This is a genomic window from Ostreiculturibacter nitratireducens, from assembly GCF_032670585.1.
In the GTDB taxonomy this organism is placed as follows: Bacteria; Pseudomonadota; Alphaproteobacteria; order Rhodobacterales; family Rhodobacteraceae; genus Ostreiculturibacter; species Ostreiculturibacter nitratireducens.
Map to the genome: position 1 here is coordinate 850,548 of NZ_JAVQHL010000001.1, position 21,554 is coordinate 872,101.

24 protein-coding genes and 1 tRNA gene are annotated in these 21,554 nt (G+C 67.0%); 7 read left to right on the forward strand and 18 right to left on the reverse strand.

All coding sequences use genetic code 11. From position 1 onward, the window contains the following. Positions 1-267: 267 nt before the first annotated feature. From ubiV to ABCN56_RS04130, 6 genes are all read right to left on the reverse strand, one after another. On the reverse strand, positions 268-1,185 hold the full coding sequence (ubiV, locus tag ABCN56_RS04105; RefSeq protein ID WP_343079493.1) for a ubiquinone anaerobic biosynthesis protein UbiV: 918 nt from the start codon (positions 1,183-1,185) through the stop codon (positions 268-270). 4 nt (positions 1,186-1,189) lie between these two features. After that, entirely contained in the window at positions 1,190-2,188 is a 999-nt protein-coding gene (ubiU, locus tag ABCN56_RS04110; protein WP_343079494.1) for a ubiquinone anaerobic biosynthesis protein UbiU, read from the reverse strand. Continuing rightward, positions 2,185-2,637, reverse strand: coding sequence for a ubiquinone anaerobic biosynthesis accessory factor UbiT (gene ubiT / locus ABCN56_RS04115; RefSeq protein WP_343079495.1), 453 nt, complete (start codon positions 2,635-2,637; stop codon positions 2,185-2,187). The genes ubiU and ubiT overlap by 4 nt, the downstream gene beginning before the upstream one ends. Positions 2,638-2,733: 96 nt before the next feature. Beyond that, on the reverse strand, positions 2,734-3,987 hold the full coding sequence (locus tag ABCN56_RS04120) for an NnrS family protein (protein ID WP_343079496.1): 1,254 nt from the start codon (positions 3,985-3,987) through the stop codon (positions 2,734-2,736). Continuing rightward, entirely contained in the window at positions 3,984-4,661 is a 678-nt protein-coding gene (locus ABCN56_RS04125; protein ID WP_343079497.1) for a 5-formyltetrahydrofolate cyclo-ligase, read from the reverse strand. The genes ABCN56_RS04120 and ABCN56_RS04125 overlap by 4 nt, the downstream gene beginning before the upstream one ends. A 15-nt stretch (positions 4,662-4,676) precedes the next feature. Continuing rightward, positions 4,677-5,180 (reverse strand): hemerythrin domain-containing protein, encoded by a 504-nt coding sequence (locus ABCN56_RS04130; RefSeq protein WP_343079498.1) that lies wholly within the window; start codon positions 5,178-5,180, stop codon positions 4,677-4,679. Between the two features lie 110 nt (positions 5,181-5,290). Between ABCN56_RS04130 and ABCN56_RS04135 the strand changes: the two genes are divergently transcribed. Next, positions 5,291-5,758 (forward strand): Rrf2 family transcriptional regulator, encoded by a 468-nt coding sequence (locus ABCN56_RS04135; protein ID WP_343079499.1) that lies wholly within the window; start codon positions 5,291-5,293, stop codon positions 5,756-5,758. 181 nt (positions 5,759-5,939) lie between these two features. Here the strand turns inward: ABCN56_RS04135 and ABCN56_RS04140 are convergent. Together ABCN56_RS04140 and ABCN56_RS04145 are read right to left on the reverse strand one after the other, a co-directional pair. After that, positions 5,940-6,015 (reverse strand) — tRNA-Thr (locus ABCN56_RS04140). Between the two features lie 51 nt (positions 6,016-6,066). Next, positions 6,067-7,734: an ABC transporter permease gene (locus ABCN56_RS04145; RefSeq protein ID WP_343079500.1), complete on the reverse strand. Its 1,668-nt coding sequence runs from the start codon at positions 7,732-7,734 to the stop codon at positions 6,067-6,069. Between the two features lie 338 nt (positions 7,735-8,072). Here ABCN56_RS04145 and ABCN56_RS04150 point away from each other — a divergent pair, with 338 nt between their 5' ends. Then, complete coding sequence (locus tag ABCN56_RS04150; RefSeq protein ID WP_343079501.1) at positions 8,073-8,948, forward strand: hypothetical protein; 876 nt, start codon at positions 8,073-8,075, stop codon at positions 8,946-8,948. Positions 8,949-8,959: 11 nt separating this feature from the next. Here the strand turns inward: ABCN56_RS04150 and ABCN56_RS04155 are convergent, their stop codons facing one another. Continuing rightward, positions 8,960-9,208, reverse strand: a complete 249-nt coding sequence (locus ABCN56_RS04155) for a DUF2312 domain-containing protein (protein WP_343079502.1) — start codon at positions 9,206-9,208, stop codon at positions 8,960-8,962. A 123-nt stretch (positions 9,209-9,331) separates the two neighbouring features. Between ABCN56_RS04155 and ABCN56_RS04160 the strand changes: the two genes are divergently transcribed. Further along, the gene (locus ABCN56_RS04160) at positions 9,332-9,547 is read left to right on the forward strand and encodes a hypothetical protein (protein WP_343079503.1); all 216 of its coding nucleotides are present in this window, start codon (positions 9,332-9,334) and stop codon (positions 9,545-9,547) included. Between the two features lie 30 nt (positions 9,548-9,577). On the opposite strand, the gene ABCN56_RS04165 is transcribed toward ABCN56_RS04160, so the two are convergent. Both ABCN56_RS04165 and ABCN56_RS04170 read right to left on the reverse strand, forming a co-directional pair. After that, positions 9,578-11,680 (reverse strand): 3-hydroxyacyl-CoA dehydrogenase NAD-binding domain-containing protein, encoded by a 2,103-nt coding sequence (locus tag ABCN56_RS04165; RefSeq protein ID WP_343079504.1) that lies wholly within the window; start codon positions 11,678-11,680, stop codon positions 9,578-9,580. A gap of 132 nt (positions 11,681-11,812) precedes the next feature. Continuing rightward, entirely contained in the window at positions 11,813-12,136 is a 324-nt protein-coding gene (locus tag ABCN56_RS04170) for a TraR/DksA family transcriptional regulator (protein WP_343079505.1), read from the reverse strand. A gap of 227 nt (positions 12,137-12,363) precedes the next feature. On the opposite strand from ABCN56_RS04170, the gene ABCN56_RS04175 reads away from it, so the two are divergent. Genes ABCN56_RS04175 through ABCN56_RS04185 form a run of 3 tightly spaced genes read left to right on the forward strand, consistent with a single transcriptional unit; the run spans position 12,364 to position 13,619 of the window. Next, positions 12,364-12,750 carry a YeeE/YedE family protein gene (locus ABCN56_RS04175; RefSeq protein WP_343080114.1) on the forward strand — a complete coding sequence of 129 codons (387 nt, stop codon included), beginning with the start codon at positions 12,364-12,366 and terminating at the stop codon, positions 12,748-12,750. Continuing rightward, positions 12,747-13,184, forward strand: coding sequence for a DUF6691 family protein (locus ABCN56_RS04180; protein WP_343079506.1), 438 nt, complete (start codon positions 12,747-12,749; stop codon positions 13,182-13,184). The genes ABCN56_RS04175 and ABCN56_RS04180 overlap by 4 nt, the downstream gene beginning before the upstream one ends. A gap of 9 nt (positions 13,185-13,193) precedes the next feature. Continuing rightward, a complete protein-coding gene (locus ABCN56_RS04185; RefSeq protein ID WP_343079507.1) occupies positions 13,194-13,619 on the forward strand; it encodes a protein tyrosine phosphatase family protein in 426 nt (141 codons plus the stop codon). Positions 13,620-13,729: 110 nt separating this feature from the next. Here the strand turns inward: ABCN56_RS04185 and ABCN56_RS04190 are convergent, their stop codons facing one another. From ABCN56_RS04190 to ABCN56_RS04215, 6 genes are all read right to left on the reverse strand, one after another. Continuing rightward, positions 13,730-14,890 (reverse strand): FliM/FliN family flagellar motor switch protein, encoded by a 1,161-nt coding sequence (locus ABCN56_RS04190; RefSeq protein WP_343079508.1) that lies wholly within the window; start codon positions 14,888-14,890, stop codon positions 13,730-13,732. A gap of 112 nt (positions 14,891-15,002) precedes the next feature. Continuing rightward, positions 15,003-17,693 (reverse strand): ATP-binding protein, encoded by a 2,691-nt coding sequence (locus tag ABCN56_RS04195; protein WP_343080115.1) that lies wholly within the window; start codon positions 17,691-17,693, stop codon positions 15,003-15,005. Positions 17,694-17,695: 2 nt separating this feature from the next. Continuing rightward, on the reverse strand, positions 17,696-18,001 hold the full coding sequence (locus ABCN56_RS04200) for a hypothetical protein (RefSeq protein WP_343079509.1): 306 nt from the start codon (positions 17,999-18,001) through the stop codon (positions 17,696-17,698). After that, on the reverse strand, positions 17,998-18,369 hold the full coding sequence (locus tag ABCN56_RS04205; protein ID WP_343079510.1) for a response regulator transcription factor: 372 nt from the start codon (positions 18,367-18,369) through the stop codon (positions 17,998-18,000). The genes ABCN56_RS04200 and ABCN56_RS04205 overlap by 4 nt, the downstream gene beginning before the upstream one ends. Before the next feature lie 91 nt (positions 18,370-18,460). Further along, the gene (locus tag ABCN56_RS04210) at positions 18,461-19,765 is read right to left on the reverse strand and encodes a short-chain fatty acyl-CoA regulator family protein (protein WP_343079511.1); all 1,305 of its coding nucleotides are present in this window, start codon (positions 19,763-19,765) and stop codon (positions 18,461-18,463) included. A gap of 96 nt (positions 19,766-19,861) precedes the next feature. Continuing rightward, positions 19,862-20,026: a hypothetical protein gene (locus ABCN56_RS04215; protein ID WP_343079512.1), complete on the reverse strand. Its 165-nt coding sequence runs from the start codon at positions 20,024-20,026 to the stop codon at positions 19,862-19,864. Positions 20,027-20,214: 188 nt separating this feature from the next. Here ABCN56_RS04215 and ABCN56_RS04220 point away from each other — a divergent pair, with 188 nt between their 5' ends. Then, complete coding sequence (locus ABCN56_RS04220) at positions 20,215-20,484, forward strand: glucose-6-phosphate isomerase (RefSeq protein WP_343079513.1); 270 nt, start codon at positions 20,215-20,217, stop codon at positions 20,482-20,484. A gap of 72 nt (positions 20,485-20,556) precedes the next feature. On the opposite strand, the gene ABCN56_RS04225 is transcribed toward ABCN56_RS04220, so the two are convergent. Beyond that, positions 20,557-21,540, reverse strand: coding sequence for an ABC transporter substrate-binding protein (locus ABCN56_RS04225; RefSeq protein WP_343079514.1), 984 nt, complete (start codon positions 21,538-21,540; stop codon positions 20,557-20,559). Positions 21,541-21,554 lie beyond the last annotated feature (14 nt).

Genomic DNA, 21,554 nt, shown 5'->3' on the forward strand with positions numbered 1-21,554 from the left:
CTCTCCTGTGTTTTTTCTGAGTTTTCAATTCTCCGGCGCGATCCCTCGATATCGATGCTGCATCATTTCTCAAATCCTGACAATGCGGCGACTTGTGCAACCGACCCTTGGCCGGGAACGCGGCGAATGGCTGCATGCCGCCTTCCGCCGGCTTCACGGCGTGGCTTTGACGGCTCTCCAAGGCAGGCTTGGGGCCCAGACCTGTCGCGGGTGCGATCGCGAAGTTGCCGATGCATCGGAGTGACGAATTGCGCAGTCGCCGACCTATCAGGCCCTGACTGCCGCGGCTTCGATCCGCCGATAACCAGCGGCGCCGTGATAGAAGCCGTTGCTGAATGACGCGGCCCCGCATACCCCGGACAGCGCGGCGGATGCCCCTTCTGCGTCCAGCCGCCCGTCAATGCGGTCCCGGAAGATGCGCGCCACCGCGATCATGTCCACCTGCTGCGGCATCAGCCGGGCGTGTCCGACCCCGTTCGCCGCCAGTTCAGGCAGCTCGGCCATGAGATTCACGTAGCTTTCCGACTGGGTCTGAATCCCGTTCACCCTTAGGACAGACCGGCCGTCGAGGGTTTTCAATGGCATCCCGTCGGGATCCTCCTCGCAAACGAACTGGCAATTGTCCTTGGTGCGGGAATGGGCGCGGGCATGATAGCAGCGGGCCGAGACGGCGAGCGGCGCGCGGCCGAAGACCTGCACCTCGACCCCGACGCCAAGACCGGCGGCGGCGCTTGCCGCCGCTGCAATCGCCGGGCCGGACATCTCGGTCGGCAGGCAGAAATGGGTCGCCCCCTGTCCGGCCATCCAGGCGATCGTCGCCTCGTTATAGGCGTTCAGAAACGGACCGATCCGATGCGGCCGGTTCCCGCGGACCTGGAGGCCGGCGGCGTTGTTGACCTCGATCTCGAAATCCTCGACTTCGGCAAGATCGGCGGTCGCCTTGCGTTCCCGCGGCAGCATAACTTCCGCCAGCGTCGACAGCACCACCCTCTTCCCGCCGCGGACGAGCCGCTCCGCGATCCGGGGGATTTCGGCCTCGAAGAACGGCGCGCGCTTCGAGCAGATCACCTCGCCCAGATAGACGGTGTCGATCGGGGCCTCGTCGGCGACGCGGGCGTAGAAATCGCGCCTCGTCTCGGCGGTCCAGTGATAGGCGATGGGCCCGAGTGTAAGTTCCATTTCCATCGACCTATCTCCATTTCTTCGTGCGGAAGGCGCCCTGGGTCTCCTTCTGACCCTCCGTCAGCGCGACGAGGTCCGCGAAGTCGGGCGCGAGGCCGGCGCGGATGTCGTCCACGGCCTTCCGGAACGCGCCGACGACGCTGCGAACGTAGCTCTTCGAACGCTGCCGCCCCTCGATCTTGAAGGCATGCACGCCGGCCTCCATCAGGTCGGCGAGAAGCTGCGACAGGTTCAGGCTGATCGGCTCCTCGAAGGCGTAATAGCCATCCGAGCGATGCGGCGCGGTATAGCGGCCCTTGCAGATCGTCGGATAGCCAGCCTTTTCCTCCGCCCCGAAACGGTCGATCGTAAACCCGGCGAGGCAGCTCGACATTTCGCCCGTGGCCTCGCGCTCATAGGTGACGTCCGAGGCGGGCGAGCAGACGCCATCCATGTTGGTGGACTGCCCGGTGAGGTAATTCGTCAGGCTGCAGCGCCCTTCGACCATGAGACCGTGGTTGCCGAAGATGAACGTCTCGATCTCGCACGGGATCTCCTTCCGGATCCCCCGGATCTCGGGGATCGTCAGGATGCGGGGCAGCACCACGCGTTTCACGCCGAAATGCTGGCAGTAGTAGCGGATGGCCTCGGGACTGGAGGCCGCGGCCTGGACCGACAGGTGCAGGCGGGTACCCGGATGGGTGCGCGCGATGTACTCGGCCACGCCCATGTCGGCGACGATGAACGCATCGACCCCGAAACGTGCGCCAATGTCGGCCGCCTCGCGCCAGAGGTCGACCTTGCCCGCCGGAGGATAGGTGTTGAGCGCGAGCAGAACCTTCGAGCCCCGGGCATGGGCGTAGGCGACGGCGCCCTCAAGCTCTTCGGGGGTGAAGTTCAGGCCGGGGAAGTTGCGGGCATTCGTCGCGTTGCGGAAGCCGCAGTAGATGGAATCGGCGCCGGCATCCACCGCGGTGCGCAGGGCCGCGGGAGTGCCGGCGGGACAGACGAGTTCTCCGGTGGTCATTGTCGGTCTGTGCTCCCCGAGGATTGGTGCAGGCGGCGGCGAAGCGCGCCAAGGACGGCGCGGCCCGGCGGGCCGAAGGCATCTGCGGCCTCCTCCGCGATCGAGCCGTCGACGTCATCGAGCGCGTTGCGAAGCGAGACCACGGCCTCGGTGTTCCCCGAAATCGTCAGATCACGCGAGAAGAAGGCCGCGTCGCCGTCTGACTCGCCGTCGATCAGGTCGAAGAGCAGCGCGAACTGGCCTTCGATGCGCGCCGTGTGATCCGGCAGGCGGTTCTTCGGAACCGCCCGCAGCGTCGGCTCCGCCGGGTCCGGGCGCAGGTGCAACGCGAAGGGCAGCTCCTGCGGAACGATCACGAAATCCGCCGTCTTGTGCGGCCCCAACCGTTCGAACATGTCCGGATGGCGGGCAGCGATCCGCTTCACCACGCGCGTGAGCAGCGGTTGCACCCCCAGACAGAGCAACGAGATGGGGCTTGGGCCTCGCGGCCCCGGCGCCGGCCGGAGAATTGTCGGCGTTGATGGCATGTGCGGATCTCTCTTCTCTCAGGTTGTCTTGGCCGGGTGCGAACGCGCCTGCGCACGCCTTCCCGGGTTGGCCGTCCGGCCCTCGGACCGCCGGCGCAGAAGAAGGGGGCCGTAGATGAATGCAAAGCCCCCGAAGGCACCGATCCATGCGAGCCCGGCGAGATAGTAGAGGCCCCTGGCCCAGTCGGCGTAAAGACCTGCGCAGACGCGCGCGACGACCGCGACCAGCAGCAGCAGGTAGAGAGCCGCGGTGCCATGTCCGGCAGTCAGGGCCTGCCCCGTATGGCCCAGCGTGGCGCGGGTCATCACCGCCAGGGTCATCATGCCTATCGCTCCGGCCAGCCACAGGTGCAGCGCCGCCGAGACCGGCAGCAGGGCGGGCCAGAGGATGGCCGCGCCGAGGGCAAGGGCGCCGGCCGGCAGGAACGCATATCCCAGGTGCAGCACCCAGACGAGCGGCTCGCCCCCCGTCAGCACCGGCCTCCACCGCGCAAGGCGGGCGACATGGATGACGCCAGCGAGCAGGAGCGCCGTACCGGCAGCCGCTGAAGCGGGCGCGGCCACCCAGGCGGCAAGCGCCGCCGGAAGGACAAGGAGAGCGACGCGGTCGAAGCGGCCGGAAGGTGCGGGCAGTCTCGCTTCGCCCCTCTTCACCAGCCAGTTCCGGGTGAAGGAGGGCACGATCCTCCCCCCGATGACGGCGATCATCATCACGCCGCCCGAAAGCCCCAGGCGAAAGCCCGCACCATCCACGGCATACTGTCCCTGGGAAACCGCCCAATGGAAAAGCCCGTTTCCGAGGATCATGATCGCCAGCAATGCCAGCACGATCAGGTTGCGCCAGTTCCGCCCCCGGACGATCTCCCGCGCGATGGCGAGCGCGAGAAGCACCGGCATCGACAAGTCGGCGATTGCCACGGCCAACGGTGGAAGATGCGCCGACACCGCCACCGCCACTCGGCCCAGCACCCAGAACGTCGCGAGCACCGCGAGCGGCGCGCCGATGATCGGCAGGCGCCCGGTCCAGTTCGGCACGGCCGTCAGCAGGAACCCGGCAACCACCGCCCCGAGGTAGCCGAACAGGAATTCATGCGCGTGCCACGAGACCGGATCGAAATGCGTTGGCAGGCTCAGACGCCCTGTCAGAGCCGCCACCCAAAGCGCCATGGCAAGCGACGCCCAGATCCCGGCACCCAGGAAGAACGGGCGGAAGCCATAGGAAAACAGCGCCGGTCCGCGCCAGGCGCGCATGCGCTCCGCGGTGCCCTTCATCGGGGTCCCTCTCGCTCGAACTGTAGCCCCGCCTCGGTCACGATGGCGTCGAGGCCGATGTCGTGCGGCTGGGGATGGATCGTGGCCAGGCGGGCCGACTGCAGGCCGATGCCGACAGCGAAGGGCCGCTGGCCGAAAGCCGCGAGCGTCCTGTCGAAATACCCGCCGCCATAGCCCAGCCGATAACCCTCCGCATCCCAGCCGACGAGCGGCGCCAGGGTGATCGCGGGCACGACCTCGGGCGCCTCGGGCGGCGGCACCGGAATGTTCCAATGGCCCCGGACCATCCGCATCCCGGGAGCCCAGCGCCGGAAGACAAGCGGTGCGCTGCGCGTCTCGACCACCGGCAGGGCGACGGTGGCGCCCTTGTCGTGCAACTCCGCAAGCCAGCCTCGCAGATCTGGTTCGCCCTTGATCGGCCAGAACCCGGAGATGACGAGGCCGGCCGGATCGCCGGCACGGCGGTCAATGAGCGTCGAGAGATGGCGGATGAGAGCCGCCTCGATCACGCCGCGTCTGGCAACCGGGATCTCTGCGCGCGCTTCGAGAAGCCGCCGCCGTTCCGCCTGTCGCCAGCGTGCGACGTCATCCACGCCAAGCGGGTCGACATGGTCCTGGGCTACTTCCCCTGCGAGGCAGGGCGGCGATGCCTGGTCGGCCGGATCCTCGTTCATCGTCCGCCTATCCCCTCATCTGGCGTTCTCGAAGCGCGGGAACAGCACATCGTTTTCCAGGTGGATATGCTCGGCAAGGTCGCTCAACAGCTTCTCCGTTCCGGCATACAGCCTGCGCCAGCTTCCGCAGGCGTCATCGGGCGGGGTCAGACCCCCCGTGATCTTGCGGATGCGGGCAATCGTTTCCTCGTGCTCGTCGTGATCCGCGCGCATGACGAAGATCGGCCCTCCGATGCCTGGCATTCCCCCTTCGAGCATGACCGGGAAGAGGATCATCTCTTCCTTGCGCATGTGATCCTCAAGCTCGGCCAGCATCCGTTCGAGGACATCGGCCAACCCTCGCGGCACCGCGGGATGATCCGCATGGACGTTTTCCACCTTCGCCGCAAGCGCGGCCAACTCCGGCAGTTCGGCCCTGTGAACCTTGTGATAACGGGTCACGATACGGTCGATGATCGCTTCCGTGGGCTGCAGTTCAGCCGCCGTCGTCGCATCCTGCATCTGCTGTGGTCCTTTCATTCAACCGGTTTCCGGAGGCCGGCCCTTGCCGAAGCCGAGTTGAATCCGCATCCTGAATGCGCCTTCGTCGATCTTAATACGCATATAAAATACCAATTCGGAGTGCGTCATTGCGTCTCACATCTTTCACCGACTACGGCCTGAGGGTGCTCATGAGGATGGCCCAGGCTCCCGATCGCGGCTTTTCCGTCAGCGAACTGGCCGGAGAATTCGCGGTTTCGCGCAATCACCTCGCAAAGGTCGTCTCGGCCCTCGCCTCGGCCGGTTTCGTCGAGACGAAGCGCGGAGGAGGTGGCGGAGCGAGGCTGGCGCGGCCAACCGCCTCGATCCGCCTCGGCGAGGTCGTGCGCGCCCTGGAGCGCGACCAGGCTCTCGTCGAGTGCTTTTCACCCGGCGGTGCTGTGTGTTCCCTGCTACCCGCCTGCGGGCTGAAGGGACGGCTTCGGAATGCCGAGGAGGCGTTCCTCGCGGAACTGGACCGAAGTACGCTGGCTGACTGTGTTCAACCTGCATTTGCCCGAGCCGGGACGCCGCTCAGGGCTTCGGCTGCCAACCGAAAAGCTGGCCCTGACACCTGAGAGAGGGAAGTCGGAAGATGCGGGGCTGCGACCTGTCACAGCCGCTATTCGAAGCGCAACCCATTGCGCGGTCTCGAGCTGAGGCCGGCGAGGCTGAACCGCTGAGCGGCCTTCCAGCCACGGATTCGCTGCCCGACGAAACAAAAGGCTCGGGCGTTTCCGCCGGAGCCTTTGAATTCAGTGGTGCCCCCAGAGGGACTCGAACCCCCGACCCCCTGATTACAAATCAGATGCTCTACCAGCTGAGCTATAGGGGCACTCGCATCGCAGATACTTCCTGCAAACCTCTTGCGCAAGGGGAGCAGGCGTCAGCGGCCCGGCGCTCCACGGTTTGCGTGGGCGAGAAAAGCCACGGCTATCAAGCCCACACCGATCACCAGGAGCGCGGGCGGGGATGCCTCTGCGAGGTTTTCGAGGCTCGCCTTCTCGTGCACGCGCGTGGCGAGCGTATCGTAGTTGAACGGCCGCAGCAGGAGCGTCGCGGGCAGTTCCTTGACGCAGTCGACGAAGACGAGGAGAAGCGCCGCCCCGACCGAACTGCGCATGAGTGGCAGGTAGACCTCGCGCAGCGCCCCTCCGGCCGTGCGCCCAAGCGACCTCGCGGCCATGGGCAGCGAAGGGGAAATCCGCCCGAACGCAGCGTCGGCGGCGCCCTGCGCCACGGCGAAGAACCGCACGGCGTAGGCGTAGACGATCGCCGCCGCCGATCCCGTGAGGATAAGGCCGGGGTCGTTGCCCGTGAGCCAGGTCCAGAGATCGGCGACACCGTGGTCTAGCGCGGCAAGCGGGATCAGGATGCCCACCGCCAGCACGGCCCCAGGCGCGGCATAGCCGATGACCGTCACCGGCAGGATGAGCCGAGGCAGCCGGCGCCCGGTCAACCGGACCCCGTAGACCATGAACAGAGCCCCGGCCACGGTCAGGACGGCCGCGGTTCCCCCTACCGTGAGCGTGTGCACCAGGGCGCGCGTGAGGCCCGGGCTGACCCAGACCTCCGGCTTCTCGAAGGCATGGCTTGCGATCACCGACAAAGGCAGAACGAAGCCGACGACGAACGGCACGGCGCAAAGGAAGGTCGCCGCCCATCCCGCGAGCCCCGGCAGGGGAATCCGCGCGATGGGCCGGGGCTGACGGGCGGAATGGTAGAAGCGCTGACGCCGCCGGCCGAGCCGTTCGAGCGCGACGAGAAACAGGATGATGCCCAGCATCACCACGGCGATCTGTGCCGCACCGCCGGCATTCCCGGCCTCGAGCCAGGTCGAGAAGACGCCCGTCGTGAGAGTCTGCACCGCGAAGAAGTCCACCACGCCGAAATCCGCGATCGTCTCCATCATCGCGATTGCCGCCCCGGCCGCGATCGCGGGCCGCGCGAGCGGCAGACCGAGGCGCCAGAAAAGCCCTATGGGGCCGGCACCCAGCGCGCGGGCCACTTCGTAGCTACCCGCCGGCTGATCGCGGAAGGCGGCGCGCGACAGCATGTAGACGTAAGGGTAAAGAGCCGCCGACAGGACGACGACCGCGGCCCAGCGCGACCGGATATCCGGGAACCAGTAATCACGGGCCGAGGCCCAGCCGAAGGCCTCGCGCATCCCCGTCTGCACCGGCCCCGAATAGTCGAGGAAATCGACCAGCGCATAGGCACCGACATAGGCCGGGATCGCGAGAGGCAGGAACAGCAGCCACTCCAGAAGCCGCGACATCGGAAAGCGGTACATGCTGACGAGCCAGGCCGCACCCGACCCGACCGCAGCGGACAGAAGGCCCGTGCCGACCGTCAGGATCAGCGTGTTCGTCAGGTAGCGCGGCAGCGTCGTGGAAATGAGGTGCGGCCAGATGTTCTCGCGCGGGAAGAAGGCCATCCAGATCACGGCGATGACGGGCATGGCAACGAGGCCGGCGATCACCAGCGCGCCGGCCGACCAGGGCCCGACCCCCGGTAACGCGCGGGCGAATGGCAGGCGTCTTGGTCGCGTCATGGCCTCTGTTCCGCTCATGCTTCGCCGCCTACAGGAAAGCGGTTTTCCTGTCCAGAAAAGCCCGCCCTTTCCGGAAGCCTGCCGGGCGGCGATCCGCAGGCTGATCGAGACGGACAGGATCATGCCTGAAGCGGCGCGGCGGGAGGCTTCCCGACGATCTTGTTGTCGGAGCGGAAGACGGCTAGCGTCGGGTCTCCGGTGGATGAACGTCGGCGGCGGGCCGGCGCTCCGGCAGCGAGCAGCGGACGAGCGCGTCGGTCCCGTTCAGGTTGACCAACGCTCGGAAGGTCCTCAATGCAGAGCGCCAGGGGCGCGGGCAGCACCGGAGGAAGAGGAAGATGCAGGTAGTCTACCATCTCGGCGCCCATTGCACCGATGACGACCGTCTGGTGCGCAGTCTTGGGCGCAACCGCACAGCCTTCGCGGAAGAGGGAATCCTCGTCCCGGCGCCGCGTCGTTATCGTCAGGTCATGCGCGAGGTGCGGCTGAGCCTTCGCGGCCGCGAATCCACCGACGAGATCCAGGAAGCCCTCCTCGACGCGATCATCGAGGAGGACCGCGCGAAGCGCCTGATCCTCAGCCACGAACTGTTCCTTTCGGCGCCAAACCACGCCGTCACGGGCGAAGGTTTCTACGCCATGTTGGGGCGCCGTCTTAAGGCCCTGGCGAACATCTTTCCTTCGGCGGAATGCGAATTCCACCTTGCCCTTCGCAACCCCGCGACGCTGATCCCGGCGCTGGTGGCGCGGCACCCCGAATTCGCCTACGAGGGCATGATGGGCGGTCAGGACCCGACCGACCTGCGCTGGCGGCCGACGATCGAGAATGCGATCGAGACCAATCCCGGCGTGAAGCTCGTCCTGTGGTGCAACGAGGACACGCCTTTCATCTGGACCGACATCATGCGCCGGATTTCGGGCGTGGGATCGGAGTTTCCGCTTCAGGGCGAACTCGACCTTCTGTCGACTCTCGTGACGGAAGAGGGGCTCGAAAAGCTCGGATCGGCGCTTGGCGGAGACAGCCGGCCCGGGGCCGACGAGCGGCATCAGATCATCGCGGCGACCCTTGAAGAGCACGCCCGGCCGGACGCCCTCGAGATGGAGATCGAACTGCCGGACTGGACGACCGAGATGGTCGAGACGATCACGCTCAACTACGAGGCGGACATCGCCGCGATCGCCGCCATGCCCGGGGTCGAGCTCGTTGCACCCTGAAAGGGCGCTCTTCAGGACATGCCGAGAGCGGCCTTGTATATCTCCAGGACCGCTTCCTCTTCGGCGAGGTCGTCCTTGTCGCGCTTCCTGATCGCGATGATCTTGCGGATCACCTTGGTGTCGTAGCCGCGCCCCTTGGCCTCGGCCATGACTTCCTTCTGCTGTTCGGTGATGTCCTTCTTCTCCGCCTCGAGATGCTCGTATTGCTCGATGAACTGGCGCAGTTCGTCGGCGGTCACGTTGTACGCGGCATCAGACATCTTCGGACCTCGCTCGGATTGGTGGGCGCCTTGCTAGACCCTCGGGCGCCGCCCCGCAAGGGGCTTGCGCCAACTTGGCTTCACCGATAGGCCGGGTCCTGCGCAAAGCGGCGGGAGGCGGGCATGGCGGCACTTGTATGGTTGGGGGCGGCGGTCACGGTCGCGGGGCTCGTCGGCCTCGTCTACTGCATCCTCTCGCTGATCAAGGCCCGCAACGCGGGGCTGTCGGACGAAGACCTGCGCGCGCGGCTGAAGCAGCTCATGGCCTGGAACCTCGGCGCCTTCTTCCTCTCGGTGATCGGGCTCATGATGGTCGTCGTCGGAATCCTGGTCGGCTGACGCGCTCGGACCGGCCGGCCGCGCCCTTGATCAGTCGCCGTTCAGACTGGCGAACTTCTTCCCGTTCTTGATCAACTCATCCCAGAGCGCGCCCGGCTGCCAGAGCCATGCGCCCGGCCCGTCTGCGGCCGCGTAGCCCCGAAGCTCATTCCTGAGCGCAAGGAGCCCGCGCTGGTCCGCAGCCTGCATCGGCCCGCCACGGTGACGCGGGAACCCGAAGCCCAGAAGCATCACCACGTCGATATCCGAAGGCCGCAGTGCAACACCCTCTTCCAGGATCCGGGCGCCTTCGTTCGCCATCGCGGCTACGCAGCGGGCCCGTATCTCTTCCGACGAGACCCTGCGCGGAGTTATCCCTTTTTCAAGCCTCCCGCGCGAGATCAGGGCGAGCACCTCCGGATCTTCCTGCCCGTCGCGCGCGCCCTCCGGATACAGGTAGTAACCGCGCCCGGCCTTCCGCCCGAGCCGCCCCGCCTCGCACAGATGGTCACCGATGGCCACGTAGCGCCGCGCCGGGTCACGCGTGGCCGCGAGCCTCTTCCGCCGTGCCCATGAAATGTCGAGCCCGGACAGGTCCTGCGCGGCGTAGGGTCCCATCGGGAAGCCGTAGGCCTTCATCGCGGCGTCGATCTGGTAGGGGCTGGCGCCGTCCTCCATCAGGAAATCCGCCGCGGTGCGGTATGCGGTCAGGATGCGGTTCCCGATGAAGCCGTCGCAGACACCCGCGCGCACCGCGACCTTGCCGAGCCGGCGCGCGAGATCGAAGGCCGTCGCCACGATTTCCGGCGCCGTCCGCTCCGCAACCACGACCTCCAGAAGCCGCATGACCGGCGCGGGGGCGAAGAAATGAAGCCCGATCACGTCCCCGGGGCGCTGGGTCGCATCGGCGATCCTGTCGATGTCCAGATAGCTCGTGTTGGAGGCCAGGATCGCGCCGGGTCGCAGCACTCCGTCGAGACGCGCGAAGACCTCCCGCTTGACCTCCTCGTCCTCGGTCACCGCCTCGATCACGAGATCGACCGGCGCGAGCGCCTGAAGGTCCGTGGAGCCTCGAAGGCGCGACCACTCCTCCCCGCGCGCCGCAGGCGTGAGCCGCCCTTTCGCCACCGCGCGTTCATGCGTCTTCGCGATCTGGGCAAGGCCGGCGGAGAGGGCATCGACGTCCCGCTCCACGAGGGTGACGCGCAACCCGGCCGAGAGCAGCGAGGAGGTGATCCCCGCGCCCATCATCCCTCCGCCGACGACGCCAACATGGGAAATGTCGCGCGGCGTCGCAGAAGCTTCCGGGACCCGCGCCGCCCGCCGCTCGGCGAGAAAGGCGTGGCGGAGCGCAGCGGATTCCGGCGAGGCGAGGAGATCCTCGAACGCCGCGCGCTCGAAAGCCATCCCCGACTCGAACGGCAGAAGAAGCGCCGCTTCGACGCAATCGACAATCCTTGCCGGGGCCGGCAGTTGCTCGGCGCGAAGCCGGGCGCGCGCCGCATCCACGGCTTCCACGAAGGTGGCGGGATCCTTGAGCCCCCTCTCGGCGTCATGCGCCGGGTAGGCCTCCTGCCCGAGCGTGGCGAATTCCGATGCAAGCGCGCGGGCCTCGGCGGCTATGTCGTTTTCCCCGACCGCGTCGATCAGCCCGATCTCCAGCGCCCGTTCGGTCCCGATCGCCGCACCGCTCAGTATCATGTCGAGAGCAGGTCCCGCCCCGACGAGGCGCGGCAGGCGCTGAGTGCCGCCCGCCCCCGGTATGAGGCCCAGCGCCACCTCCGGAAAGCCGAACCGTGTCCCCTCCGGCGCGATGCGGTAGCGCGCGCCCAGCGCAAGCTCGAGCCCGCCGCCCAGCACGTTGCCGTGCAAGGCCGCGACGACGGGTTTCTCGCAGTCGGCGATCCGGTTGCAGACATCGGGCAGAAGCGGAGCCTCCGGCGGCAAGCCGAATTCGCGAATGTCCGCGCCCACCGGCCAGGTCCGGCCCGCCGCGGACAGGACCACGGCCTGCACCGCGGGATCGGCCTCCACCGCGTCGAAGGCCTCGACGAGAGCCAGCCGCAGTTTCCGGCCGATCGCGTTCACCGGCGGATTGTCGATCACGATCTCGGCCACGGGCCCCGTGACCTCGATCCGCACCCCTTCCGTCATCCCTTCGCCTTCCGCATCGTCCGCATCTCGCGGCCGAAGCCCGGCCGCGGTACAGCTTCATGACGGAAGTGTCCGCTTTCAAAGGCGTCTAGGCAATACTTGCGTTTGGACTGCGGCGCCAATGCGCCCCGCTCACTTGCCGGGCGCGCAGTTCCGGCAGAAGGGCGTCGCGGGAATCAGGTCAAGCCGCTCCTCGCCGATCTCGGAGCCGCATTGCGTGCAGTAGCCGTATTCGCCCTCTTCGATTCGCTGCAGAGCGGCCTGGATCATCCGGACTTCCTGCTGCGCGGAAACTCCGAGATCCTCCAGAACCTCGTCGGTTTCCCGCTCGACCGCCATTTCTTCCCAGTCCTTGGAAGAGTGGCTTTCGAGTTCGCTGTCAATTTCACGCATCCGCGATTCAAGGGAGGCAAGCCGGGATTCAAGTTCGGCCTTCCGTTCGGCAACTGTTTTCATTCACGCAACTCCTGTTCGTCTGGATAAGCCTATTCGGCCCCGATTGACTGCGAATTGATGCATGTCAAACCCTCGTGAAACCACCGGTGCAAACGCCCGGTGAATTCTTGTCACGCACTCCCCGATGGAAATACGTCCCGCCTCGGGACAGGGGCAGCCCGGAACCGCCCGGGCGAACGGGAAATCGCAATGCATTGGACTGGATCTGGGGCTTCGTCGGGGGCCTCATGATAGGCGGCGCGGCCGCGCTGTACCTGCTTGTCAACGGTCGGATCATGGGTGCGAGCGGCATCCTCGGCGGGCTGGTGGACGGGACGGGCCGTTCGACGGCGGCTGAACGGGTCTCTTTCCTTGTCGGCCTCATGGCACTGCCCCCGCTTCTCGTGCCGTTCCACGAGAAGGTCGGCACCCACATCACTTCGAACGTCGCGGTGATCGTCGTGGCGGGGCTTCTCGTCGGTATCGGCACTCGGCTTGCCAATGGCTGCACCTCGGGCCACGGCGTCTGCGGCATGTCGCGCCTCTCGCTTCGGGGCATCGTCGCCACGGCGTTCCACCTGCTGGGCGGTGGCCTCGCCGCCCTCATCTTCCGCCATGTCCTGGGGGTCATATGACGCGGCGCAACCTGTTCGCGGCACTCTCCTGCGGCCTTTTCGGCGCCGGCCTCACCGTCTCGGGGATGATCGACACGGTGAAGGTCCAGGGCTGGCTGGACATCTTCGGCGACTGGAACCCCACGCTGGCCTTCGTCCTCGGCGGGGCAATGCTTCCCATGGCGATCGCCTGGCGCCACGCGGCGAAGCGCACGGCCAGCGTCCTCGGCACGCCGCTGCCGGAAAGGCCCGCCCCCCGCCTCGGCCACAACCTCGTCCTGGGATCCTTCCTCTTCGGCGGCGGCTGGGGTCTTGCCGGTCTCAGCCCGGGTCCGTCCCTCGCCTCGGCCGCTTTCGGCGGGACTGGCGGGATCATCTTCCTTCTTTCGATGATCGCCGGTATGTTCGCGGCGCCGGCGATGCGGACGCGGATCGACCGGATCGCCGAGGCATGAGGTAGAATGATGGAAATCCGGTCGTTGACCCCCGACTATGCAGTCGCGCCGCAGATCACGGCCGAGGACGTCCCGGCCCTGAAGGCGGCCGGATTCACGCGCGTGATCTGCAACCGCCCCGACGAGGAGGTCACACCCGACCTTCAGTCCGCAGCGATCCGCGCCGCGGTCGAGGCAGCGGGGATGGAGTGGGTCGACAACCCAATCTCGGGCTCCGGAATGACGCCGCAGAACATCAGCGCGCAGCGCAAGGCCCTTGCCGACGCCAAGGGCCCGGTCTTCGCCTATTGCCGCTCCGGCACGCGGAGCACGATCGCCTGGGCGCTGTCCCAGGCCGGCCTGAAACCGACGGAGATGCTGATCGCCGCGGCCGCGCGCGGCGGCTACGACCTCAATCCATTCCGCGAGCGGATCGAGGCACTGGCAAAAAGCTGACGCTACCACAGCACCTTGGCGCGGGAGCCACGCCCTGAGAACGCCAAGGTCAAAGGCCGACGCCGGGCCGGAACGCTGATTTCCCTGAAGGTCGCCCGATCCCGCGAAGGTCAAGGACCGTTTGCCACCTTAATGGGCAATTCCGGCCACTCCGCCTCGGCACCGTCCGTCGTTTGCGGCGCGCCGCTTCGCCAGACGTCTTCCACGCGATCTTCGCCCGAGAGGATCGGCTGCGGCGCGGGACCGGGGCCGGGCTCGGGGAATGGCGAACGACCGCTCAGCGCCTCGGTGTCCTTATCCCGCTGCGCGCGCCCTCGCGTCCCGCCCAACAGCAACGCCCTTCCGTCCTCGTCTTCCACGAACCCCGTCAACCGCACCGCGCGTTGCCCCGTCGCCTGGCCGAGCCTGCCTCGCGCCACGGCCCGTCCGTCCGCGCCCTCGATCGACAGGCGTTCAAGCGCGTCCATCGGGATTTCCATAACCATGCCCGGTGCCAGGGTCATGACCTCCCCAAGCGGCAAGCGGATCCGATGCAGCACCGCATCGATCCGGACTTCCGACCGCGTCACCGCCTGCTCGATCCGGGCCGCCCAGTCGCGCGCGGCCATAACCTCAGCCTCTCTCGCAGCTGAAGTGCCGCGGTCGGCCGTCGCTTCGTCCCGACGCGGCGCAATCCTTCTTTCCGCCGGAAGAGCCAGGACGATCGTGCCCCGGCGCGTTCCCGCGAGGCCCATATCCAGCCTCATCAGGAACAGCCGGTAACTCGTGTCCTCGAGGATCAGCCCCAGCGGTCTCGGATCCTCCAGCCATGAGCCATAGCGGAATCCGCCAGCCCAGGTCATGTCCGCCCGATCCGTCAGAAGGGCCTCCGCCTCGGACAGAACGCGGTCCACGAACTCCGCCACCATCGCCGCATCCGTCCGGGTGGGCTTGCGCGGCAGGACGGCGCCGACACCGAGCCGCCCCATTGTCTGCATCTCGATGACCCCCGCGAGTACCGGCGGAGACAGCGCGATGAGCCCCTGGCTTTCCCCCGGCCCGTCGAGGATCGCCAGAAGCGCCCTGTCTTCCAGCACGTCCGGAAGGTCAGAGAGCGAGACCCGGGATTCCGACGAATCCGGCACACTCAGAGGCATCTCCATCAGGTCCTGCGCAGCCATTGCCAGCGCCTGGCGGAATGCCTTCCGGGGCGACATGGCGAATTCGTCCGGGCGGAGCCGCCCCGCTTCGGCCTTGCGCCTGAGCACCGATTCCGCCTCGCTTTCCGCCATTCCCTCCGCCCCGGCGCGCCCCGGCCGCGTGCGGGCCCGGACCGTTCCCCGCCAGAACTGTCAGATCAGGGTTTACAAATGATTGAGCGCCGGACTTGGCCCGGCGACGCGTTCAGGCCGCTTCGGCCATGCTGCGCCGCACGGGCAGAGTGACGCGGAAGGCCGCGCCGCCCTGCCCCGGCAGGTAGGCGATCGAGCCGCCGAGATTGGCCATGATCTCCCGGCAGATCGCGAGGCCGAGCCCGGCGCCGCCGGCCCGCGCCTGGTCCGTAAGCCGCGCGAATTTCTCGAAGATGATCGCCTGCGACTTCTTCGGGATGCCCGAACCGTTGTCGATGAAATCCACCTCGACCTTTGCCCCGCGCTTCCGGACCTTGATCGTGAGTTCCGGCCTCTCCGAATCGCAGTACTTCCGCGCATTGGACACGAGGTTGATGAAGACCTGCACCAAACGATCGGTGTCGGTATAGACCGCCAGGTGCTCCGACGGCAGGTCGCGGTGGTAGACGAAACTCCTCTCCGGCCGGGTTTCGGACGCGGACCGAATCGCCTTCTCGATCAAGTCGTGCAGGTTCGCCACCTGGATATTCAGCTGCGCCCGCCGTGCCTCCAGCACCGAGAGGTCAAGCAGATCATCCAGAAGCCGCGTGAGGCGGATCGCCTCCTCGTGGATGATCTCGGCGTACTTCGCCCGCATCGCCTCCGGCAGGTCTGGCTCCATCAGGATTTCCGAGAACGCGCGGACCGAGGTCATCGGAGTGCGCAATTCGTGGCTGATCTGGCTCAGGAACGCGTCCTTCTGGATCGACAGCTCCGTGAGTTTCTCGTTCGCGTCCCGAAGCTGCCGCGCGGTCCGGGCGAGTTCCTCGGACTTCGCCTCCAGCTGGCTCGAATACTCCATTATCTGCTGGGCTTCGGAGGCCACCGCCATCAGGTCGTGCACGCTGACCGCGGCACCTTCCGCGAACTGCGCCACCATCGCATGCGCCGTCGCGGAGCCGACGGCACCCGCCAGTCGGCGTTCGAGCCGCTCGATGAAGTCGGGCGTCGAGTCGGGCAGGAACCCAGCCTTGCCTTGGCGCGCGGCCTCGGCCTGAAAGAAGTTCTGAGCCTCCTCGGCACCGAGAATGCCTTGGGACATTGTCAGAAGGTCCTCCGCCTCGGCGCCGCCGCGCGACCATCCGCGCGCGCCGCGGTCGTGGTCGAAGACGTTGACGAAGGCCACGCCCTGAAGTCGTTCCAAGGGCGTCGGGAAGGTGAAGAGGGAGCCCAGCACGAAGGCCCCGGTGTTGAGTGACAAGGACCAGAAAAGCGCGTGGAGAAGCGGGTCCATCCCATCGATCCCGAACATCGCCCGGGGACGAAGCCAGGATATTCCCCACGGCCCCTCCGCCATCACCTGGGCCGAGATCAACCCGCCCTCGCCGAAAGACGGAAGGAACAGGGCGTAGAGCCAGACCGCGAAGCCCGTCAGAATGCCCGCAGCCGCGCCTACCCGCGTCGCCCCGCGCCAGAAGATGCCTCCGATCATCGCCGGCAGTGACTGCGCCGCGCCGACGAAGGCGATCAGGCCGATCGCGGCCAGCGCCGCCGACCCGCCGGAGAAGCTGTAGTAGAGATAGCCAAGCGCCAGCACGGCCGCGATCGACAGCCGCCGTGACATGAGCACAAGCCCCCGCACGTCACCGGGCGCCCGCGCCCCGCCCTCGCGGAGCGACAGCCACAGGGGCGTCACGATGTGGTTCGATACCATCGTCGCCAGCGCGATCGCCGCCACGATCACCATGGACGTGGCCGAGGAGAAGCCGCCGAGAAACGCGAGCATCGCGAGATTGCCCCTGTCGAACATGAGCGGCAGCGTCAACACGAACAGGTCCGGGTTCGACCCCTCGGGCAAGTTCTCAAGCCCCACGACCGCGATCGGCACGACGAAGAGGCTCATAAGGAAGAGGTAGAACGGGAAGGCCCAGCTCGCTGTCGCAACATGTCGTTCGTCGGCATTCTCCACGACCATGACCTGGAACATTCGCGGCAAGGTCAGGATCGCGGCAGCCGAGAGGAATATGAGCCCCGCCCAGCGCCCCGGCCGCATCTCCCACTCGGCGATTGGAGATGCCGCGATCCGGTCGAGGACATCCGAAACCCCGCCGGCAAGCCCCCAGACCACGAAAGCGCCGACGGCGACCAGCGCCAGGAGCTTGACCACGGCTTCGAGTGCGATCGCCATCACGACGCCGTGGTGACGTTCGTTGGCGTCGAGGTTCCGCGTCCCGAAAAGGATCGTGAACAGCGCAAGCCCCGCCGCCACCCAGAGCGCCGTCGCTCCCTGGTCCGGCAGTGCCCAGCCCGCGGGCGTATCCGCGGCGAAGACGCCGAACGACAGGACGACCGATTGAAGCTGGAGCGCGATGTAGGGCGTCGCGGCCACGACCGCGAGAAGCGTGACGATGACCCCCAGAACGTTCGACTTCCCGTAACGCGAGGAAATGAGGTCCGCGATCGAGGTCACGCGCTGGGTCCTGCCGATGCGGACGAGCTTGCGCAGGAGCCACCACCAGCCGACGAAGACAAGCGTCGGGCCGAGATAGATCGTTGCAAATTCCAGACCCGAGCGCGCCGCGTAGCCGACCGCGCCGTAGAAGGTCCAGGCGGTGCAATAGATCGACAGGGACAGCGTGTAGACGATGGGCGAGCGCAGCCAACTCACCCGCCCGGCCCGCGCGCGCCTTTCCGCCGCCCATGCGACCATGAACAGAAGGATCACATAGGCGAGGCAGACGACGACGAGGACGTTGAAGGGCACCATCAGCGGTCCTCCGTCTCTTCCCCGCCCTCCACCGACAGCGGCGCGAGCCACCGTGCCAGGAGGAAGGCCACGAAGATCAGTCCGAACCAGATGGAAAAGACATAGACCTCGCCCCGTGCCGTATCCGCTTCCGCCGTCTCTGCGGGGCGCCACAGTATAGGCAGCAGGAACAGGAAGAAGCCGATCACCGGCAGCAGGCGCGACGCGTCCATCATGCGACGCCGCCGGTATTTCTGCCGTGCAAGGAACAGTGGCTGGCGCGGCCTCGAGGGCCGGTCTTCAGGGTCCTGGTCGAGCCCGCTCACGCCGCGCCTCCCAGCGCGCGTACGGCCGCGAGGAACTCGGCATTCGCGAAGGGCTTCGTCATGAAACGGTCCGCGCCGGCGCGTTCCGCCGCCTCTCTTTCCTTGACCTGGCCTTTCGCCGTCAGCATCAACACCCGCGTCGCGGAAAGGTCCGAATCCGCCTTGAGATCGGCGAGGATCTCGAACCCAGACCGCCCCGGCAGCATCACGTCCAGGATCACCACATCCGGCCGCCCGGCGCGCACGGCGGCAATCGCCCCGTCGCCCTCGCAACACACCGAAACCTGCCATCCGTCGCGGGACAGGATGAACCTGATCGCCTCGATGATGTTCGGTTCATCCTCTATCAGAAGGACATGTCCCACCATCCGTCCTCCCCTCCGGTTCGCGCAACTAGGCGACTATCGCGCGCCGCCTTGCGCCTGTCAAAAGCAATGCCGCGCCGGGTCAGGAATGGTCTCACGCGATGAACGACGGCTCGCGCCGCGCCGGGCACTTCGTGCGCGGACACACCCTGCACGACGGGCCGACCGCCAGATCGTCCTCCCCGATCGAACCCGCCTCCGGCAGTATCAGCATGAAGGCCGTCACGATCTCCGGCCCGCCGAAGCCCTCGGGGTGGTTCGGCTCGGCATAGGCGAAGGTCAGGAACCGCTCCTGCACCCGCCCCGCCAGCGTGACCCTCTCCCGGATCCGGCTCGTCGGATGCGACAGCGCGCGATAGAGCGGCCAGAGCGGACAGGCCGCGCCGAAACGCGGCAGGGCGAAGCCCGCAACCGGCCGGCGAAATGTCAGGGTGCCCGACGCATCGCAGGTGACGAGGCCGGGTACCGGTCCCGTCACCGCATCTTCCGGCAACGTGGCAAGGCGCCGGAACACCGTGGGCAGACCTACCCCGAAACGCCCCGCGAGAAGTCCCGGATCCACGCCAAGCTCCGCCACGGCCGCCACGAACGGCTCGAGCGGCAACGCGAGCGCGTCCTCCCGCGCCCTCGCTATGTAGTCCGCGGCGAGTTTTCGCGCCGCCGTCGAAGCGAGTTCCGGTGCCCCCGCGATCAGGTCCTCCGGTTCCGGCATCTGCGCCCTTTCGACCGCGGCAAGGTGCCAGCGGGAGGCGGCGAGCCAGGCCTCGACCTCCTCCTGCGGCGAGGAAATCCCCGCTTCCCCCTCCGACGCGGTATCGAGATAGGCCACCAGCGCCTCGGCCGCCTCGGCGAGCCTTTCGCTGTCGTCTTGGAGGTTGCCGTGGAACCGCTTCCGCCAGTCCGGGTCGATATCCTCGATCTCGGCCAGGATCGCCGCGGTCGACCGTACCGAGGCTGCGGCGGACAGGACTTCGTGGAGGCTTGCGGACAGGTGCGGGTCGTGCGCCATCCGTTCTGAAAGCGCCTCCACCGTTCGTTCCAGCGCGGCCAGCCGCGACTGCCGCTGGGCGAGAAGCCCGGCCCATCCCGGGAAGCGGCCCACGAATTCCTCGATCCGGTCGACCTCGGGCGCGGTCTCCGCCGCGCCGACCCCGGCCGCCGCTTCGCGAAGGCCCTCGAAAAGCGCGCTTTCCGCCCCTTCGGCGAGCGCCGTGACCTCGACGCCCAGCGTATCGGCCAGCTTGGTTGTCAACTCTTCGCCAACCCGCCGGCGGTTGTGTTCTATGAGGTTGAGATAGGCGGGCGATATCCCCACCGACCGGGCCAGGTCGGCCTGTTTCAGTCCGAGCGCGGTGCGGCGCTCGCGGATCCGCGTGCCGGCAAGGGCGGAACGGCGCATGGGTCTGTCCTCCGCCCGAGCCTTTACAGGAATTTCCTTTTCAGGAAAAGGCTTCTGCGCCGCTTATCGCATGTCCAGAAGGTGTTTACCCATCCGTCAGCAGGGTGGCGCCACGTCTGCGACGCGCGAGATATCCGCCACCCCCGGCTCGCACTCACCGACCTCTTCCGCGACCGGCGCGCAGGCCACGGCAAGAAGGGCAAGCGTGAAAGCCGCAGCGAGGTTGCGGAACCTGCTCGGACTTGCGGGATTTTTCTTCATGTCGACCCTCCGGCCATCGCCTTATCCCCGATAGTGATCGGGGTTGCTTCAAGGCGTCCCGCCCCGAAGATCCTTGCCCCGATCGAAGCCGATTCATGCACGAAAGCCGCCGAAGACCCCTTGACCTGCGTCAATGCGCCGAAAGCGGCGCTGGTGGATCGTGAGGTATCCGAACCTGGGAGGATGCAATGAGAAAGACACTGCTCACCCTCGCCTGCGCCAGTGCGCTTGCGCTTTCGTCCTGCACTGCGACGGAAGAGGAAGTTGCAGGCGGCCTGATCGGCGCAACCGTCGGCATCATCACGGCGAAGGCGCTGAACGCCGATCGTGACTGGACGATCATCGCAGCGCTCAGTGGCGCCGCGATCGGCACCCTGGTCGCACGGAACGAACGAACGAAGGAATGCGCCTATTCACGGGGCGACGGCACCTACCGTATCGGTCCCTGCCCACGCTGACGGCAGCCACTAGGTTTTCCACCACCGCGGAAGCCCGGGGGGCGTGCATGGCGCGCCCCCCGGAGATCAGTTTCAGTTCAGCGCCTTGTCGGTGATCGCGTGAGTCCAGGCGCCTTCCGGCTCCTTGGTGATCACCGGGTCGGAACCTCCGCCCAGAAGCGTCGCCACCGTCCGCTCGTAGTCGGCGGGATCCAGCGCGCCGTTCGAACCGGCGGTGAGCTTCGCGATCTCGCCCATCATCCGCTTCTGATGACCCTCGGTCTGCGCGCCCGTCTCGTCATATTCGAGAACGATCAGCGCCGCCTCGTCGGGGTTCTCCTCGGCGTATTTCCAGCCCTTCATCGAGGCGCGGACGAAGCGAACCATCCGATCCTCGAAGGCGGGGTCGGCGAGGCTGTCTTCGAGAACGTAAAGACCGTCCTCAAGCGTCGCCACACCCTGGTCCTCGTACTTGAAGGTGACGAGATCGTCGGGGGTGAGCCCGGCGTCGATCACCTGCCAGTATTCGTTGTAGGTCATGGTCGAGATGCAGTCGGCCTGCTTCTGCAGGAGCGGATCGACGTTGAAGCCCTGCTTCAGCACCTCGACGCCGTCCGCACCGCCCTCGGTCGGGATGCCGAGCGTCGCCATCCAGCTCAGGAACGGATACTCGTTGCCGAAGAACCAGACGCCCAGGATCTTGCCCTTGAAGTCTTCGGGCGAGGAAATGCCCGTCTCCTTCCGGCAGGTCAGCATCATGCCGGAGGACTTGAACGGCTGCGCGATGTTGACGAGCGGCAGCCCCTTCTCCCGCGCGGCCAGCGCTGCGGGCATCCATTCCACCGTCACGTCGGCCCCGCCGCCCGCGATCACCTGCGTCGGCGCGATGTCCGGACCGCCCGGCTTGATCGTGACGTTCAGATCTTCTTCCTCGTAGAATCCCTTGTCGAGCGCGACGTAGTAGCCCGCGAACTGGGCCTGCGTCACCCACTTCAACTGCAGCGTCACATCGTCCGCCGCCTGCGCCGCGCCCGCGATCATCGTCGCGGCGAAAGCGCCCGTCAGAAACGTCTTCATTCCGTTGACCTCCA